Source organism: Actibacterium mucosum KCTC 23349 (genome assembly GCF_000647975.1).
In the GTDB taxonomy this organism is placed as follows: Bacteria; Pseudomonadota; Alphaproteobacteria; order Rhodobacterales; family Rhodobacteraceae; genus Actibacterium; species Actibacterium mucosum.
On the sequence record NZ_JFKE01000006.1, the window covers coordinates 14,394 to 31,073 of the forward strand.

At 60.0% G+C, this 16,680-nt stretch carries 14 protein-coding genes; 2 read left to right on the plus strand and 12 right to left on the minus strand.

Annotation, left to right across the window (positions count from 1 at the left end):
• Nucleotides 1–5: 5 nt before the first annotated feature.
• From ACMU_RS14030 to ACMU_RS14045, 4 genes are all read right to left on the minus strand, one after another.
• Complete coding sequence (locus ACMU_RS14030; protein WP_081805545.1) at nt 6–740, minus strand: ATP-binding cassette domain-containing protein; 735 nt, start codon at nt 738–740, stop codon at nt 6–8.
• 153 nt (nt 741–893) lie between these two features.
• Nucleotides 894–1,910 carry a substrate-binding domain-containing protein gene (locus tag ACMU_RS14035; protein ID WP_236626269.1) on the minus strand — a complete coding sequence of 339 codons (1,017 nt, stop codon included), beginning with the start codon at nt 1,908–1,910 and terminating at the stop codon, nt 894–896.
• Nucleotides 1,911–1,964: 54 nt separating this feature from the next.
• Nucleotides 1,965–2,984 (minus strand): ABC transporter permease, encoded by a 1,020-nt coding sequence (locus ACMU_RS14040; protein WP_035260743.1) that lies wholly within the window; start codon nt 2,982–2,984, stop codon nt 1,965–1,967.
• A gap of 7 nt (nt 2,985–2,991) precedes the next feature.
• Complete coding sequence (locus ACMU_RS14045) at nt 2,992–4,494, minus strand: sugar ABC transporter ATP-binding protein (RefSeq protein WP_201769894.1); 1,503 nt, start codon at nt 4,492–4,494, stop codon at nt 2,992–2,994.
• A 140-nt stretch (nt 4,495–4,634) separates the two neighbouring features.
• On the opposite strand from ACMU_RS14045, the gene ACMU_RS14050 reads away from it, so the two are divergent.
• Nucleotides 4,635–5,657: a LacI family DNA-binding transcriptional regulator gene (locus ACMU_RS14050; RefSeq protein WP_035260744.1), complete on the plus strand. Its 1,023-nt coding sequence runs from the start codon at nt 4,635–4,637 to the stop codon at nt 5,655–5,657.
• A gap of 66 nt (nt 5,658–5,723) precedes the next feature.
• Entirely contained in the window at nt 5,724–5,987 is a 264-nt protein-coding gene (locus ACMU_RS14055) for a hypothetical protein (RefSeq protein WP_035260748.1), read from the plus strand.
• A 31-nt stretch (nt 5,988–6,018) separates the two neighbouring features.
• On the opposite strand, the gene ACMU_RS14060 is transcribed toward ACMU_RS14055, so the two are convergent.
• The 8 genes from ACMU_RS14060 to ACMU_RS14095 all read right to left on the minus strand — a co-directional run bounded on the left by ACMU_RS14060 (nt 6,019) and on the right by ACMU_RS14095 (nt 16,670).
• Nucleotides 6,019–7,281, minus strand: coding sequence for an HlyD family efflux transporter periplasmic adaptor subunit (locus tag ACMU_RS14060; protein ID WP_035260751.1), 1,263 nt, complete (start codon nt 7,279–7,281; stop codon nt 6,019–6,021).
• Nucleotides 7,281–9,323: an ATP-binding cassette domain-containing protein gene (locus tag ACMU_RS14065; protein ID WP_161635686.1), complete on the minus strand. Its 2,043-nt coding sequence runs from the start codon at nt 9,321–9,323 to the stop codon at nt 7,281–7,283. The genes ACMU_RS14060 and ACMU_RS14065 overlap by 1 nt, the downstream gene beginning before the upstream one ends.
• 61 nt (nt 9,324–9,384) lie before the next feature.
• Nucleotides 9,385–11,994, minus strand: a complete 2,610-nt coding sequence (locus ACMU_RS14070) for a calcium-binding protein (protein ID WP_051588355.1) — start codon at nt 11,992–11,994, stop codon at nt 9,385–9,387.
• A 107-nt stretch (nt 11,995–12,101) separates the two neighbouring features.
• Complete coding sequence (locus tag ACMU_RS14075) at nt 12,102–12,401, minus strand: DUF4387 family protein (protein ID WP_035260756.1); 300 nt, start codon at nt 12,399–12,401, stop codon at nt 12,102–12,104.
• Nucleotides 12,398–13,747, minus strand: coding sequence for an acyclic terpene utilization AtuA family protein (locus tag ACMU_RS14080; RefSeq protein ID WP_035260758.1), 1,350 nt, complete (start codon nt 13,745–13,747; stop codon nt 12,398–12,400). The genes ACMU_RS14075 and ACMU_RS14080 overlap by 4 nt, the downstream gene beginning before the upstream one ends.
• Nucleotides 13,747–15,252, minus strand: a complete 1,506-nt coding sequence (locus ACMU_RS14085; protein ID WP_035260760.1) for a tripartite tricarboxylate transporter permease — start codon at nt 15,250–15,252, stop codon at nt 13,747–13,749. Before ACMU_RS14085 ends, ACMU_RS14080 begins: the two co-directional genes overlap by 1 nt.
• Nucleotides 15,253–15,261: 9 nt before the next feature.
• Nucleotides 15,262–15,702 (minus strand): tripartite tricarboxylate transporter TctB family protein, encoded by a 441-nt coding sequence (locus tag ACMU_RS14090; RefSeq protein WP_035260762.1) that lies wholly within the window; start codon nt 15,700–15,702, stop codon nt 15,262–15,264.
• A complete protein-coding gene (locus ACMU_RS14095; protein ID WP_035261082.1) occupies nt 15,702–16,670 on the minus strand; it encodes a Bug family tripartite tricarboxylate transporter substrate binding protein in 969 nt (322 codons plus the stop codon). The genes ACMU_RS14090 and ACMU_RS14095 overlap by 1 nt, the downstream gene beginning before the upstream one ends.
• Between the last annotated feature and the right edge of the window lie 10 nt (nt 16,671–16,680).

The window sequence follows — 16,680 nt, forward strand, 5'->3', positions numbered from 1 at the left end:
TATCCTCACGCCGCTTCTTCGGCGCCAACGATCATGCCCAGCACTTCCTGCTGGGTGCTGTCGGCGGTTTTGACCACGCCGGCACAGCGGCCGCGGCGTTGCACATGCACCCGGTCCGAAACCTGAAACACGTCATCCAGCGAGTGGCTGATCAGGATCACGGCCAGCCCCTGTTCCTTCAACGTTTCAATCAGGTTCAGCGTGCGGGCGGTTTCCTGCGGGCCCAGCGCGGCGGTGGGTTCGTCCATCACCAGCACGCGCAGCCCTTCGTGGTACACGGCGCGGGCGATGGCGACGGCCTGGCGCTGGCCGCCCGACAGGCTCTCAGTGGCGGCATCCAGCGATTTCAGCCGCACGCCCAGGCGTTCCATCAACACGCGTTCGGTCTCGGCCCGCATGCGCTTGTTGTCCAGCACGGTGATGCCGGCAAATTTGGTGGTCAGCTCGTTGCCCAGAAACATATTGGCAGCGGGATCGAGGTGATCGGCCAGCGCCAGCGTCTGGTAGACCGCATCAATGCCTTCGGCGATGGCGTCGGAATGGCTGTTCAGCACCAGCGGCTTGCCATCGATGCTCATCGTGCCCTCGGTGGGCTGATAGACCCCGGTCAGGATCTTGATCAGCGTCGATTTGCCGGCGCCGTTGTCGCCGACAATGGCCAGCACTTCACCGGGATACGCATCGAGGTTCACATCCGACAAGGCCGTAACGCCGCCAAAGCGCTTGGTAATGTTCCTCATGGACACAAGGGGGGCGTCGGTCACTTTGCCGTCCTCCAATAGATCGCAAAGCTCCGCCATGCCGCCGGAAAAGGCCCGGCGGATCAGAGAATGCGCGTTTCGTTTGGTGGTGGCCGCCCGAACACAAGGGCGGCCACTCTGGGAGATGGGGCCTTACTTGCCCCAGATTGCCGCGTAGCTTTCGCGATAGGGGCTGTCGGGATCGAACTGATTGCCTTCGATCTTGGACAACCCGTCCTGCGTCACCAACGCCGGAGAGGTGATATAGCCCGAGCAGGCCTCGCCCTGAATGGCGCGGTTCAGCTCGTCAACCAGTTGCCAGCCCTGCAGGTTCAGCGGCTCGGCCACGGTGATGGTCTGATAGGCGCCGGTGCGGATGCGCTGAAACGCAGCCTCGGACCCATCCCCGGCCGAGCCGGCCTGCGGGCCGTCGGCGCTTTTGATGCCGGCAGCGGCCAGCGCGGGACCCATAAAGTCGAAATACAGGTCATTGATGGCCAGCGCATGCGTCCAGTCATCGCCGTATTTCTGCAGCAGGCTGGTTGTCAGCGGCCCCATGCGGGTCGAGGTGTCGGCAATCGGCGTGTCGACATATTCCAGAACCGTGCCGCCCATCGCTTCGATGGTGTCCTTGATGCGGTCGGCCTTGTCGATGGCGATCTGATAGGTCGAGTCGGTGAAGATGACGGCGCCCACGCCCTCACCTGCATCCTCGATCGCCCATTTCGCCGCCACTTCCGACACGGTCATCGCGTCGGTCGAGACATTGGCGAAAATGCCGCCCGGTGCGTCACAGCCGATCTTGGGGCCCGAATGCCAGGCAACCATGGGGATATCGGCCCCTACCACGCCTTCCAGCGCGGCCTGCTGTTCCACGGCGTCAAAACCGTTGATGATGATCCCGTCGGGCTGCAGCGCCAGCGCTTGGCCGATGGCCGCGGTGCGGCCTTGGATCGACCCGGCGCCATCCAGCACCCGCACGTCCCAGCCGATGGTCTCGGCGGCTTCCTCGACACCCGAGGTCACCCCCAGGATACCGCCATTTTTCAGATCGCCGGCCAGCACCACGATGGACTTGCCTTCGGCCGCTGCAGGGCCGCTGGTGGGTCCGTCGAAGGGCGTTTCAGCCAAGGCTCCTCCGGTCGCGCCCGCCAGAATGGTACTGGCCATAAGCGCGTTCAAAAATGTCCGTTTCAGCATAAGTCTCCTCCCTTTATGCCTTTATTAGGATTTGGCTCCCTTGCGACGCTGCGCGTATCCCGCGATACCAATCGCGATCAGCAAGGTGACGCCGTTGAACATCGGTTCGACCCAGAACGAGCCGCCGAATTGCTGAATGCCCGAGATCCCAACTGCCAGGATGGCGACCCCGATAATGGTGCCGAACACGTTCACACGGCCCGGTTTGATGGTTGTTGACCCCAGGAACGCCCCCACCAGCGCCGGCAGCAGGAACTCCAGCCCCACGCTGGCCTGCCCGATCCGCAGCTTCGAGGCCAGGATCACACCGGCCAGCGCCGTCAGAAAGCCCGAGCTCATGAACGCGCCGATCACGTAATTGCGGGTGGGAATACCATTCAGTTGCGCGGCGCGCTGGTTGGCGCCGATGGCATACAGGTACCGGCCAACGGGCGTGTATTCCAGGATCAGCCACATCGCGATGGTGATCGCGGCCACGTAAAACCCGGTGATCGGCAGGCCCAGAACAAACGTGCCATTGATGGCGTAAAACCCTTCGGGCAACACGCCAACCATCTGTCGGCCGCCGGTGTGCCACAGGGCGATGGCATAAAGCACCGTGCCGGTGCCCAGCGTGGCGATAAAGCTGTCAATCCGGGCCACTTCGACCAGCATGCCGTTCAGGAACCCGGTGAACAGGCCCAGCGCCAGCACGATCATCACGGCCAACGGCCATGGCACGCCCATCAAGGTCTGCAACGAGATTGCCAGGATGTGCCAAAGCACGATCCCGTACCCCACCGTCAGGTCGATCCGGCCCGCCGCCATGGGGATCATCGCACCCAGCGACAACAGTGCAATGATCGCCTTGTCCGAGATAATGGCCCGCAGGTTCAACACCGTCGGAAAGGTCTTTGGCAGCAGGATCGAGAACAGGATGATCAACAGCACGGTCAGGATCACCAATCCGTAAACCGGCAGGAACCGTGCCAGCCGCTGACCCAGGGTCAGACCCTTCAGCTCGGCCTTGGTGGGTTCCAATGCGTTGGATTCAAGGGATTGCATATTCGTACTACTCCGCCGCGAAATTACCGGCCGAAGCCGTTTGGATAAGGTTGTCGGTGCTCAACTCGGGTCCGCTCAGCTCGCCCACGATCTGGCCCTGGCTGAACACGATGGCACGGTGGCAGATCGCCGCCACCTCTTCGAAATCGGTCGAGATCACGATGATCCCCACGCCCTCGGCCAGCGCCTTGTTCAGCAACGCATAGATCTCGGCCTTGGCGCCGACATCCACGCCGGCGGTTGGATCTTCGCACAAGAGCAGTTTGCGCTTGGTGGCCAGCCATCGGGCCATCACCACCTTTTGCTGGTTTCCGCCCGACAGTGCCTCGATGGCCAGATCCGGGTCGTTGGGGCTCAGTGCCACTTCGTCGCCAATCTTGCGCGCGGCTTCGGCCTCGGCCCCCGGCGACATGAACGACAACAGCTTGCGCCCCACGGTCTCGGGGTTCAGAAACGTGTTCTCGCGGATGCTCAGCGACATCGCCACGCTTTCCTCGGTCCGGTCACGCGCCACAAGCCCAACGCCGGAACGCAGCGCCGATTTGGGCGTAGACAGGTCCGGGTTCACACCGTCCAGTTCGATCACCCCGCTATGAGGCATCACGCCAAACAACGCGCGCGAGATATCCTCGTGCCCGGCGCCACGCAGCCCCACCAGCCCGACAATCTCGTTTTCCTGCACCTTCACATCCACCGGCCCGGTTTGGCCGGCCATCACGCCGCGCATCGACAAGATGGTGCGACCTTTGTCCGCGTTGGGTTTGCGCACTTCCTTGGTCTTGCGGCCAACAATCATATGCACCAGTTCTTCAGGCGTTGTGTGGTCAATCGCGCGCACGCCAACCAGCGCCCCATCGCGCAGAACCGCCACCCGGTCAGCGATTTGGAAGATTTCGTCCAGACGGTGCGAGACATAGATCATCCCCACACCCTGCTCTTTCAGAGGACGCAAAGCTCGGAACAGCCGCTCAACCTCATCTGCAGGCAATGATGCTGTTGGCTCGTCCAGCACCAGAAAATCGCAATCCACCGCCAACGCCCGGGCAATCGCCACCAGCGATTTCTCGGTCCGCGACAGGTCGTGAATGCGGGTGGTTGGGTCAAATTCGCAGCCAACCTTGTCCAGTGCTTCCTTGGCCAGCTGCTCAACTGACCCCCATTTGATCAAACCACCCCGCCGCGCATAGCCAAGCGCCAGCGCGATGTTTTCGGCCACGGTCATCCATTCGATCATGCCCAGATCCTGATGGATAAAGGCCACCGACTGCCGCGCGCCGAACCCGCCGGGGCGATGTTCATACGGCTGCCCGTCGATCAACACACGCCCGCCATCGGGTTTGTGGATCCCGCCCAGCACCTTGATCAAGGTCGATTTGCCGGCGCCGTTCTCGCCCAGCAGCGCCAGGATCTCGCCACGCTCGACCGCCAGCGAAACATTGCGCAGCGCATAGGTGCCACCGAAATGCTTTTCGATGCTGTCAAAAAACAGACCTGCCGAAACTATGGTCACGCGTCTTTCCTCCCAGTTTACGGGTAACTTAACACGGCAAGCTCCTCCAGCGAACCATTGCGTTACCCGTAACGTAGTCTTACTATCCAAATCAGGGTATAGAATGTCAATCAGAATTTGTTAACGATAACTCAGAATCGATGTCTAAAGAAAAAAGCAGCAATAACAAAAAGATAAGCCTGGCTGAAGTCGCCCGCGCCGCGGGTGTTTCGAAAATGACGGCCAGTCGCGTGCTGCGTGATCAGGGCGGATTCTCGGAATCGACTCGGCAAAAGGTTATGGCCGAGGTTGAAAGGCTCGGTTATTTACCAAATCGCATGGCCACGGCTTTTGCGGCAGGTGAGTCGTCCCCCTTTATCGGTGTTTCGATACCGGATTTGCGGAACGAAGCTTTCGCCCAGATTCTGGAGGGCATCGATCACAAGCTGGGGACATTTGGCCACCAAACTGTGCTGGGTCTGTCGCGGCATTTGCCAGAAGAAGAAGAGAAATGGATCGAAAAGATCCTTTCATGGCAACCGGCCGGGTTGATCTTGACCGGCCGCGTGCATTCGCCGCGTGCCATTACCATGCTGAAAAACGCCGCGATCCCCGTGGTCGAGATGTGGGACCTGAACTCGTCCCCCTTGGACATGTGCGTGGGTCTGAACCATTTCGACAGTGGCTACCAAATGGGGCGATTCCTGATCGAGAAAGGGCATCGCAAACTGGGTTATGTCGGAACCGATCATGGCGTGGCCAACGCGGCACAGTCCCGGTGGAAGGGGTTTGCCAAAGCTGTTCAGGACGGCGGCGGAGAGGTGTGCGACCATCACTGCCTGAACGACGTTCCGGACTTTTATCCTGGCTATTACGGGACCGAGCAGTTGTTAAACGCCCATCCCGGGGTGCAGGCGATCTTCTTTCAAAACGACAACATGGCCGTTGGTGGCTACGAGTTTTGCGAAGGGCACGGCCTGCGCATTCCCGATGACATCGGGATCGTCGGGTGGGGGGCCCTGCCCGTGCTGTCGGTGTTTAGAAAGAAGCTGACAACGGTAAAAGTCCGCCACGTACGATTGGGGCAACTGGCCGCTGAGAAACTGCTGTCGACGCTGCACGGTTCGGCCGTTCAACCGGTATCAGACGTTGGTTATCTGACGGTTCCCGGAGCAACCGCTTAGCGCCTGTTGACGGGTCGTCGGGTCAGGCATAGACCTGTTCCTGCACCTTTCCCGGGGAGGAAGAAGATGCCTGAAAATCAGATCAAAGCAGCGTTGGATCATCTTGAAGAAGGTGCGTTTCAAATGGGCCCTGAATGGGCATCCGCCCACGAGATTTGCCAACAGTTCGAGGGGCAGGAGGCTTTTGACTGGATACACGCGGTTGTCCATCGGATCGAGGGCGACGACGGCAACGCGCGTTATTGGTACAACCGGTGTGGTCACCCGCGTCATGCCGGATCAATCCAGGAAGAGGTGGCCAACCTGCGGGCGGAACTTCTGAAAGGCTGATTGGCCGAACAGGCCAAATCGAAGCGGCTGTTCAGTCCTGAAATCCAGCCTCAAGAACCGAAAGAAACGGTTTTATGAGGTATTCGGCAAGCGTAAGTTGCCTGCCGGAAAGCGTGGCAGAAACCGGCATATCCGTCACAAGCCGAAACCGCGACGTGAGCATCCGTTCAGCTTCGGCAAGGCTGTCTTCGGTTATTCGCGCTGTTGCAGTGTAACCGCGAACAGCCCCTTCTGCGTCCTTCTCTGCCTGTGGCGAAATCGTAACGATCTCGATCATGAGTTGCGGCATTTCGCGTTGTGGCAAACTGGAAATCGTCAACCGCCCGCTCATCCCGACCTGCACCTGGTCGATACTGTTGGGCGGGATCGTCAAACGCACCATGGGCCGGTCCAGGGTTTGCGCGATGATCGCTAGTGTCTGGCCGCGCGGGGCAACCATATAAGCGCTTTCGAATTGCAACGAGTGGATGTGGCCATCCACCGGCGAACGGACAACCGCCGCACCGATTTCGGCCTCCAGCCGGTTCTTTTCGGTTCGCAACTGCGAAATCCGCAATGTGTTTTGCTGCAATGTGGTCAACAACTGGGCTTCGAACTCGGTTTCGACCCCTGCTGCTTGGAAATCCGCTTGTTGTGCCTGGCTGCGCAAGGTGTTGTTACTCGACACCCGGCGCTGCAAATCTGCGGAAAGTTCCAGTATTTGATCGGTCAGACGCTCGACATCGGCCTCGCGTGCAAGGCCTTTTTCCAACAATTGCCGTTGCGCGGACATGCGTGTTTCCAGGAGGTCTATCCTTTGGGTGATCAAATCCGCTTCGACTCCACCTGCAGAGGCTTCCAGACGGGCGGATTCCGCCTCGGCCCTCAACACGGCCGACCGACGGTGGGTGGTAGCCCAAAGCGCCGCATACCGCAGCCCCACCATGGAACCAGAGCCCACGCTCGCCTGGTCCGTGCGCATTTTTTCGATCACCTGCACTTCGGCTTGCAGCGTGGCAATCTGGCCCGCGACTTCTGCAAGAGCTGCCTTTTGCGATGACACATCGAACCGAAACAGCGTGTCACCGGACGATACCTTCTGCTGCGCGGCAATCGGAACCTCGGCCAAAGAGCCACCGAACGGGTGTTGGATCGCATAGCTTGGCCGCGAAGAGACCAGAACCCCGCTGACATGCACCGAAGTTGCCAAAGGTGCAAACAATGCCCAAGCTATGATACCTGCCAAAAACAGGAGCAGTGCCAAGGCACTGCGCCTGAGCGGGACCGTGATCGATTTGGGAAGATCGTCACGCATCAGTTTGGCCGACCTTTGGAAAGTGCAGGCTCATCGCTTAGCAACCTCGCCGAAAACTGTGCCAGGTTGTTTTCGTTTCGAATCTCGAATTGTTCTGCAAGTTTCTGGGCCAGGAACAACGGCGCAGCCTTTTCGCCCAGCTGCTGAAAATCGGCACGACCCTTTTCGATCTCGACTTTCACCTGGCGCAACAGCTTGTCGGCATTCGTGGTCCCTTGTTCGACCAGTTGCAATTCGCAACAGGTATCATTCACGAACCGGAATTGCACCTCGACCTCGCGCGGGTGGTCTTGCGGCCCGTTAAGATTTGCGGCGAGGAACATCTCGGTCCCAAGCATTGTGGCTTTTGATGCAAACTCGGCATCATCGGCCCTTGTGAACTGCCCGGCGATCCAATCTGAAAGATCCTGCAACGACGTTGTCCGCAAAGGCATACGCGTAATCCGCCGCCCGTCATTTTGGCGGCCCAGCACTTGAGCGCGTGGCCCAAAGTCGGCGACAGCGCCGCGCTGCATGACCAGCACGTGGTCCGCTAAACCTATGACACCGGCACGGTGCAAAACCATCACGACGGTCACACCTTCGTCTTTCATCGCGGCCAGCGCTTCGCACATCGCGCGTTCACCGTTTTTGTCCAGCAAAGCGTTGGGTTCATCCAGAAGCAGATACCGCGGCCGGCTGTAGAACGCAGCGGCAAGGGCCACGTGCTGTTTCTGGCCGGCGGTCAAAAGATGGGGATGTTGGCCAATGTCGGTCTGATACCCTTCGGGCAAGCCGGAAACCATGCCGTGCACCTTTGCCTTCTTCGCGGCCGCAACAACCGCCGCATCGTCAATTTTGCTGCTGAAACCGGCAATGTTCTCGGCCACCGTTCCGGGCAGCAACCCGCCAAGCTGCTGCATCAAGCCAATATGTCGGTGGCGCATCAACGCGTCCATGTGCCGGACATCAGTCTGGTCCAGGGTCACAGCGCCAATCGGTGCGGGGTCCAGTCCTGCAAGTGCGTTCAATAGGGTGGACTTTCCGCTTCCGGCATCGCCGATGATGGCAAGACATGCCCCCGGCTCCAGCTCGAAGCTGATCCGATCCAGACGTGGTGGCGCACCGCCACCCCGCGGATAGATCAAACCTTCCACTTTCAACTTCCCGGACAACGAGGAAACGTCGGTCTGGGCGGGGTGCGCGTCTGGTAGCATTTGCAAGGCCCCCAAGGCCTGCTTTGCGTCTGGCCACGCTTTAACGGCCTCGATCGCTTGCTCGGCCGACGTTACCACTCGCGCCGTGATCAAGGATGCGGCGATCATCGCACCTGCAGACAACCGCCCTTGGGACACCAGATAGGCCCCAAGCGACAATGCCAGCAACTGGGCCGAAACACGAATGAGGGAAAGAACGCTTTTGAAGGTCAGTTGGCGTGTTTCAGCCACCGCTTCGGTTTCGTGCCGATTGCCCTGCGTTTGGATCACACGCTCGTTCAGGTTCGTCCGGACATGTTCCGGGGGACGGATTGACCCAAGCGTTTCAAGAAGTTTGATCCAACGCGTTTCCGTGGACTTTAACGCGCCAACCTCTTGCCAAGCGACTTGCAGCAAACCGTCGCGCGAGGCCTGGGTCAAAAGAATGACCGCCAGCAGCGCCACTACAAGCAGGACATAGTTCACGTTTATCAGGGCCAACGCGAATAGAAACATGGGCAGCCAGCACAGGTTCAACAATGCCACTGCATGGCCTGAAGTCAGGAAATTGCGCATCGCGGAAAGATGCTGGAGCATTTCGTTTTGCTTGGCCGGCGGCAAGCGCAATATGGGGCCCGTACAGGCCCCCTCTGCCCAGCGAGCAACACGTTGGATGGTCAGGTCACGGTTGGTTTCAACAAAGCTGTTCAGCGTCATTGCGGCAAGGGCCAGCCCCAGCAACAGAAGAAGCGTGTTCAGATTGCCGCTGGGAACGACCCTGTCCAGCACTTGCATCATGAAGATCGGACTAACCAGGATCGCAGCATTGGTTACGCAACTGAAAAGCAGCAGTGGTGCAATCAGCATGCGCAACTTTGATAACGATCCCGGACGCTTGTTCTCCATCAGTGTTTGACCAGTGCGTCCATTAGAGGATGAAATTGCTTTCGTCCAAGTCATCGGCAGAAACGGATTTGAGGATCAGTTTGTCGCCTTCCTGCCCGCCGTCCAGACCACTCAGGTCGATGACGGTTGCCCAGCCCTGGTCGTCCAACAGTCCCTTTAGGTCGGAGAATTCCAATCCATAGGCACTCAGATCGACGATATCGTGTTTCGTCTCGAAGTCGTGAACCATGTCTTTGCCGCCACCTTGGGCCACAATGAATGTGTCCGAGCTGCCGTCGGCGCTCCAATTGCCGCCCCAAAGGTGGTCGTTTCCAGCGCCGCCGCTGATTACGTCCGAACCCGTTCCACCAACAACTTTGTCGCTGCCTGCGCCGCCATCCAGAACATCATCGCCTTCGTTGCCCGCGACGTAGTCTTTGCCGCTGCCACCCGACAGAATGTCATTTCCCGCTTGTCCGCTCAGGGAATCGTCGCCAGCACCGGCTGTAATGAAGTCATCCCCCTGCCCGCCATATAGGCGATCGTTACCCAGCCCCCCGGCAAGGTGGTCGGCACCGTCCCCTCCTTCGAGGTAGTCATCACCGCTTCCGCCCCTAAGGGTATCGCTGCCATCTCCGCCAAAAATCTTGTCATTGCCGGAGCCACCGTCCAGCGTGTCGATGCCGGTTCCACCGTCCAGGATGTCGTCACCCGCCTCGCCAAACATGGTGTCGTTGCCTTCGCCACCTCGCAAATCATCGTCGCCGCCGGCCGTTGCCACGATTGTTGGATCCTTGATCAAAACGCCGGCTTCGGTGTCGACCTCGGCAAACGGATCAACCGAACGCGGGTCAACCGCGCCGTCGTTCGAACCTGTCCTTTGCGCCTCGGACATAAACTCGGCATAGGCATAACCGCTGTCGAAATCATAGTGGATTTGGTAGACGGCACCGGACGTGTCCGTACTGGAGTCCTGGTCGTGATCGCCTTTGTTCAACCCGATATAGAGGTTGCCATCGCCGTCCATGAACACCGCGCCATACGCACCTTTGACCATGCCACTATGCATCTCGCCATCCACCAACGTACCGGAAAGTGGAATGGACGTGATCTGTGGGTCTTCACCGTTTTGGACGCCGTCCAGGTCAATGATGTGCACCTCGCCATTGCCACCGTGTTTGGTTGGCGGCTCAACGGCATAGAACACATTCTGTTCCGCATTATAGGCAATGTCATAGATGCGTCCGTCGAACAGATTGTTCGGTATATCGAATTGCACCTTCATCGGCTCGCCATTGGCGTCGACCTGATCCACGTCAATCATCGTGATGCGGTTCAGGCTGGTGTGAAACGTCCACAGATTGCCGTCGCTGTCGAAGTCCCCGACATAGTCGCCATGGGTCAGGTTCCCCAACCGGTACGCATTGCCGTTGGCATCCATCACCACCAGATCAGGCACGTCCACCGCATTGCCCAGCGCATCGACGCCTTTTGATTTTGCGACGCCGTAAATCAAGTCGTCTTCGATGTTGAAACCGATTGCGTTGATCTTAAACGCGGCTGGCGCACCGGCATCGATGTACTCTTCGGCCTGAGGATCAAAAATTTTCAATTGCCCGTCAATCACCTGATAAAGGTTGGCCTGACCCGGCGCGAAAGCATCCAACGTGATTTCTTGGCCGTCGATATCCTTGGTCGTTTCATAGGTAAAAACAGGGCCCGACGTATCGATTTCAGGCCCGTCATACGGCACCTCCGCCTCTACCACTCGAAAGCTTAGCGTGTCTTCGCCACCGGTTCCGGTTACTTCTACACTATAATTCTCGAACACGCCGGAACTGGTAGAAACGGTGTCGATCACCTGTCCGTTCCACAATACCTCGACCGAGCCGGTCATCGAACCGCCGGCCATATTCGCCGCCAAATCCACGCCGATCACATAGGTTTCACCGGCCTTGGTCTGAACGTCATGTGACATCTGCTCGAAGCCGTCTTCGTCTGAAACGGTCCAGCCAGCCTTGTCAGCATATTGGGACACTGTCGTGGGTTTGTTGCCCCCAAGCCCGTCATCCAACATGTTCAGATTGCCGGTGTCACCATAAACAAGGTCGTCGCCAGAGCCTGCGTTGACGATATCGGCGCCAAGCCCGCCATGGCCGGTGTCGTTGCCGTCTTCGAGGTTGATCGTGTCCTGACCTTCGCCGCCCTTTGCCGCGTCGTTGCCCGTACCCGCGTTGATCAAGTCGTCGCCCGCGCCGGCGCTCAGATCATCGTGACCAAGATTACCCAGAATGACGTCATCACCGTCGCCGGTTTTGATTGTGTCGTTGTAATCTTGGCTACTGGCGTCAACTTCGAGGTCGGGATCGATCTCAAGCTTGCTGGGGTCATAGACCCATTTGCCATCGACCAGCGCCCACTCCGCACCGACATAGTCGCCTGCTGCAAGATCGTTGCCTTCGCCACCGTCGATTTCGTCCGATCCCTGCCCGCCCAGCAGATGGTCTTCCTGCCCGGCGCCTGTCAGGGTGTCATCGCCGGCTTTACCATCCAACGCGTCCTGACCTTCGCCGCCGATCAACTTGTCAGCACCCTCAGTGCCGACAATGTCTTCGCCATTATTGTTGGGAAATTGTTCCTGTTCCTGCGCCATCACACACTCTCCGAAAATGCCATTTGCAGGCAAACTGGACGTGTGGATTTAACAAGCTATGAAAAAAGCTTACCAATAAACCTCGAGTTTTAACGAGCCCCGGTTCCCTAGATTTCAACGGAGGACAGGACCTGCGCATAGGCTGCGCCATGCATATCCCGATCCTCGGTCGTTCCTTGAACAGCGGGTCGTGGCAGGCTGAATTTGACGACATTCAGTTCGCTTATATCAAATCGCTTAATCTTGGATTCGTCGGTGGCAAAAGCTGCTGCCACCTGCGATGTCTTCAACCCGGTAGATACCCGCAGGAAGGCAGGCGGATTGCCGCAAAAAATATCAACGGTCAACCAGAACGGCCCGGCGTTCTTGGACCGGATCTTGGTCACAAGTTCAGTCAGATGGGTCATGCGCCGACCTCCTGTACCGACAAGCGGAACGCAGCCATTGGGTCATCCAGTGTCAGAACGTGATGCAGACAAAACTCGTACACCTCGCCGCGCGGCAACTCCGGGGGCGAGAACGGAAACGCAAAGGTCGGCATTTCTTCCTGTTCGCTGAGCGGGTGATGCAGAAGATACGGGTTCAGTTTCTTTGCCACCTCACGGCTCATCGCTTCGGTTTCGGCGGTGACAATGCCCAGAACGGCAACCTCAACCCCGGTTGCCGTCGCCGGTTCCAATGCGCCAAGTGTCCCATTGGCACCGAGAACGCGCAGAGAAATCGTAAATCCCTCCCCCACGCGGCCACGCGCCTTTGCCGTGCATTTGGCGATAATGTCGTCGCACCATTGTTTGATATGGGCCACGTATCGCGGGTCGCGGACCAAGGCCAGGGTTACGGTCTGAAACCCTATGCGCCGCGCGCCTTCCAGCTTTACCGTGTAAGCGCCTGACGGGACCCAGTTACTGCCTTCCACCCGCACGCGGTGATTGTCCAAGGCCACGTACTGCGCATTGGAAACGTCCAGGTAACCGCCGGGTTCATACAGGATGTAAGGGTCCGAATTCTCGTAAAGCATATGCGCCGACACCGTGTGTGGTGTAGCCCGGGCCGTGTCACCCATGGGCGTCATGGTGAACCCATTTTGGTCGAAATCGATAATGATTGCACCCGAATTCGGGTTGGTGGTCGCAAGCGCTCCACACTCGCCGATCTTCGCCCCATGCCAAGCCGCGCCCGCGTTACAACCTCGCGACAGCGGCAGGGCCGCGATGATCGCGGTGTCAGTCGTGCGCCCGGCAATCACGATATCGGCGCCAGTGGCCAGTGCCGCCTGAATCTGCTCGGCCCCTGCAAGGGCCACGATATTGGTGCACGCGCCGATGGTCTCGGCGGTGACGTCGGGGGCCGCCGGCAGGGGAGCGATGCGCCCCTCCTGCCAGGCCTGCGCCATGTCGGCCGGGGCCTGCCCGGATTTCAACACCGCAACCTTGGGCCGCGCGCCGGTCTCGGCCGCGATCTCAGCGGTGATTTCCAGCAGCCAGTCCACCGCCGCATCGGTCCCGCATGTGCCTGCGGTGCCGATCACCAGCGGTACGCCGGCCTGGGCCTGGGCGGCCATCAGCTCGGCCCATTCGGCCTTGGTGGAGCTGCGCGAGTATTTCGACGTGCCGGTGCCCAGGTAATGCGGGCCGCTGTCGGTGGACCCGCCGTCGATGGCAATGATATCGGGCCCGGCGGCGATGCCGCGCGCCAACGCCGCGCGGTCATAGCCCAGCCCCAGCGCGCCCGACGGGATCAGCACCCGCACCATCAGTCAGTGATCCGCTGCGGTTTGCGCAACACGTTGCGCAAAAACATCGGCGCCACAAACCCGGCCACAGCCACCACCCACAAGGTGATCGAAATGCCCGAGCTGAACAGATACGTCCAGTCGCCACCCGAAAGCACCATGGCACGGCGCAGGCTGTCCTCCATATGCCCGCCCAGCAGGATACCCAGGATGATCGGCACCGTGGGCACGTCCAGCTTGCGCAGCACCCAGCCCAGCATGCCAAACGCCACCATCAGCAGCAGATCAAAATAGCTGCCCGACAGCGAATAGATGCCAACAAAGCTGACCATCGTGACGCCGGGCAGCAAGACCCAGGGCGGCACGCTGAGGATTTTGACGAAGATTTTCACCATCGGCACGTTCATCAGCAACAGCACAAAGTTCGCAATCAGCAGCGACGCGATCAGGCCCCACACAACCTCGGGCCGCTCGGTAAACAGCGTGGGCCCGGGGGTGATGTTCAGCGTCATCAACAGCGCCAGCAGCACCGCCGTGGTACCCGACCCCGGCACGCCCAGCGTCAGCATCGGCACCAGCGCACCGCCCGCGGCCGAGTTGTTGCCCGCCTCGGGCGCGGCCACGCCGCGTGCCACACCGGTGCCAAACCCGGCCTTTTCACCGGCCACCGATTTTTCCGACATATAGGCCAGGAACGAGCCCAGCGAGGCCCCCGCCCCCGGCAGCACGCCCGCCACGAACCCGATCAGCGAGCCGCGCAACTGTGTCCACTTGGTATCCCAGATATCTTTCCACGGCACCCGGACCTTGCCCAGTTTCACCCCGATCGAGGTGTTCTTGCCGTGGCTTTCGATAAAGAAAAACACCTCGGCAATGGCAAACAGGCCCACGATGGCGACCAGAAAGTCGATGCCGTCAAACAGGTGCAGATTGCCGAAAGTCAGGCGCGGCAGGCCGGAATTGTTATCCACCCCGATCATGGCAATGCCCAGCCCGATGCACGAGGCAATCGCCGCCTTCGCCTGGTTGTTCGACGCGATGCCGCCCAGCGTGGCAAAGGCCAGCAGGTACAGCGCGAAATACTCGGCCGGGCCAAATTGAAAGGCGATGCGCGCCAGCAATGGCGCCAGCAGCATCAACCCGATGGTCGACAGAAACGCCCCCGTAAACGACGCCACGCCCGAGATCACCAGAGCATCGCCCGCCCGCCCGGCCTTGGCCATCGGATAGCCGTCCAGCGTGGTCATCAGCGCCGGCTCGTCGCCCGGAATGTTCAACAGGATCGAGCTGATGCGCCCGCCATACATCGCGCCGTAGTAAACGGCGGTCATCAGCACCAGCGCCGAGGTCGCATCCAGCCCCATCGAAAAAGTCAGCGGGATCAGGATGGCCACCCCGTTGGACGGCCCCAACCCCGGCAATGCGCCGATGATCGTGCCGATGAAACAGCCAAAGATGGCCAGCATCAGGGTGAACGGGCTGAACGCGATGCCGAAGCCAATCGCGAGATTTGCAAACAGATCCATGGATCCTCCTCAGCCGGTCAAGGCGGCTGGCAGCGCCACAAGCCCAAGGCCCAGCGCGAATTTGAAGATAACGAACAGACCCACCGACAGGCCCAAACCGGCCAGCGCCGCGTGAACCGGGCGCGGGCTGATCTGCCACGACAGGATCGCCGCGGTGATCGCCGTGGGAATCAGAAAGCCCAGCGGTTTCAGCGCATAGGCATAGCCCACCAGAACCACCACCGCGAAACACAGCGCGCCAAAGGTGCGCAAGGTGGGCCAGTCGGGGTTCTCGTCAGGTTTGATCGCCACGAAGATCCCGCAGATCGCGGCCACGGCCCCCACCAGATACGGAAACATCCGCGGCCCCACCGGATCAGCCAGAAAGCTGGTCTGAATCTGCGTGGCGCTGGCGATATACGCCAACGCCACCAGGGTCACGACCGCGCCAAAGATGCGGTCCGCGGCCATTACTGGATCACCCCGATCTCTTTCGACAGGGTGCGGATCTCGGCCACAACCTCATCGACATAGGATTGGAAATCGCCGCCCACCTTGGTGAAGGGTGCCAGCCCGTTGGCGGCCATCGCCTCGGCCCAGTCATCGCTGTCGGCCACTTTCTGCAGACGGTCAGCCCACATGTTGAACGTGTCGTCGCTGACACCTTTGGGCACATAGAGGCCGCGCCAGTTCACCGCGACCACGTCGATGCCCTGTTCCTTGGCGGTGGGAATGTCGTCAAAGCCGGGCACGCGCTCTTCGGTCAGCACCGCCAGGGCGCGCACATCGCCCGATTTCAAAAAGCCCACAATCTCGGACATGTCGCCCGACATGGCCTGCGTGAACCCGCCCACGGTCTGGGTGATCGCATCCGCGCCGCCATCGACACCGATGTATTTCACCGCGGTCACATCCGTGATGCCCGCCCGTTGCAGAACCATCAGCGGCTTCAGGTGGTCAAACCCGCCCACGGCCGAACCACCGGCAAAGGCCAGCTCGCCCGGTGCGGCCTTGATCGCGTCGACCAGATCGCCCAGCGACTGGTATTCGCTGTCAGCGGCCACAACGATCACGCCCGGATCGGCGCCGATGGCCCCCACGAACCGCACCTGGTCGGCGGTCATCCCGGCATAGGCATTCTGTGCCAGGCGGGTCGAGGTCGCCGACGAGGCCGCCACGATCAGGTCGGCGTCATCGCCGCGTTCCGACACCACGTGGTTAAAGGCCAGACCGCCCCCGGCGCCTGCCATATTGGTGACCTGAACCGGCTTATCAACCGCGCCGATATCGTACATGATCTTGCCGATCTGTCGGCAGGTGAAGTCCCAGCCGCCGCCGGGGTTGGCCGGTGCGATACACTCGGCCGCCGTTGCGGCGGTTGTGGCGCCAAGGCCCAATGCGGCACTGGTCACCAGCGCCTTGAAAAGACGTTGTGTCATGAATTCCTCC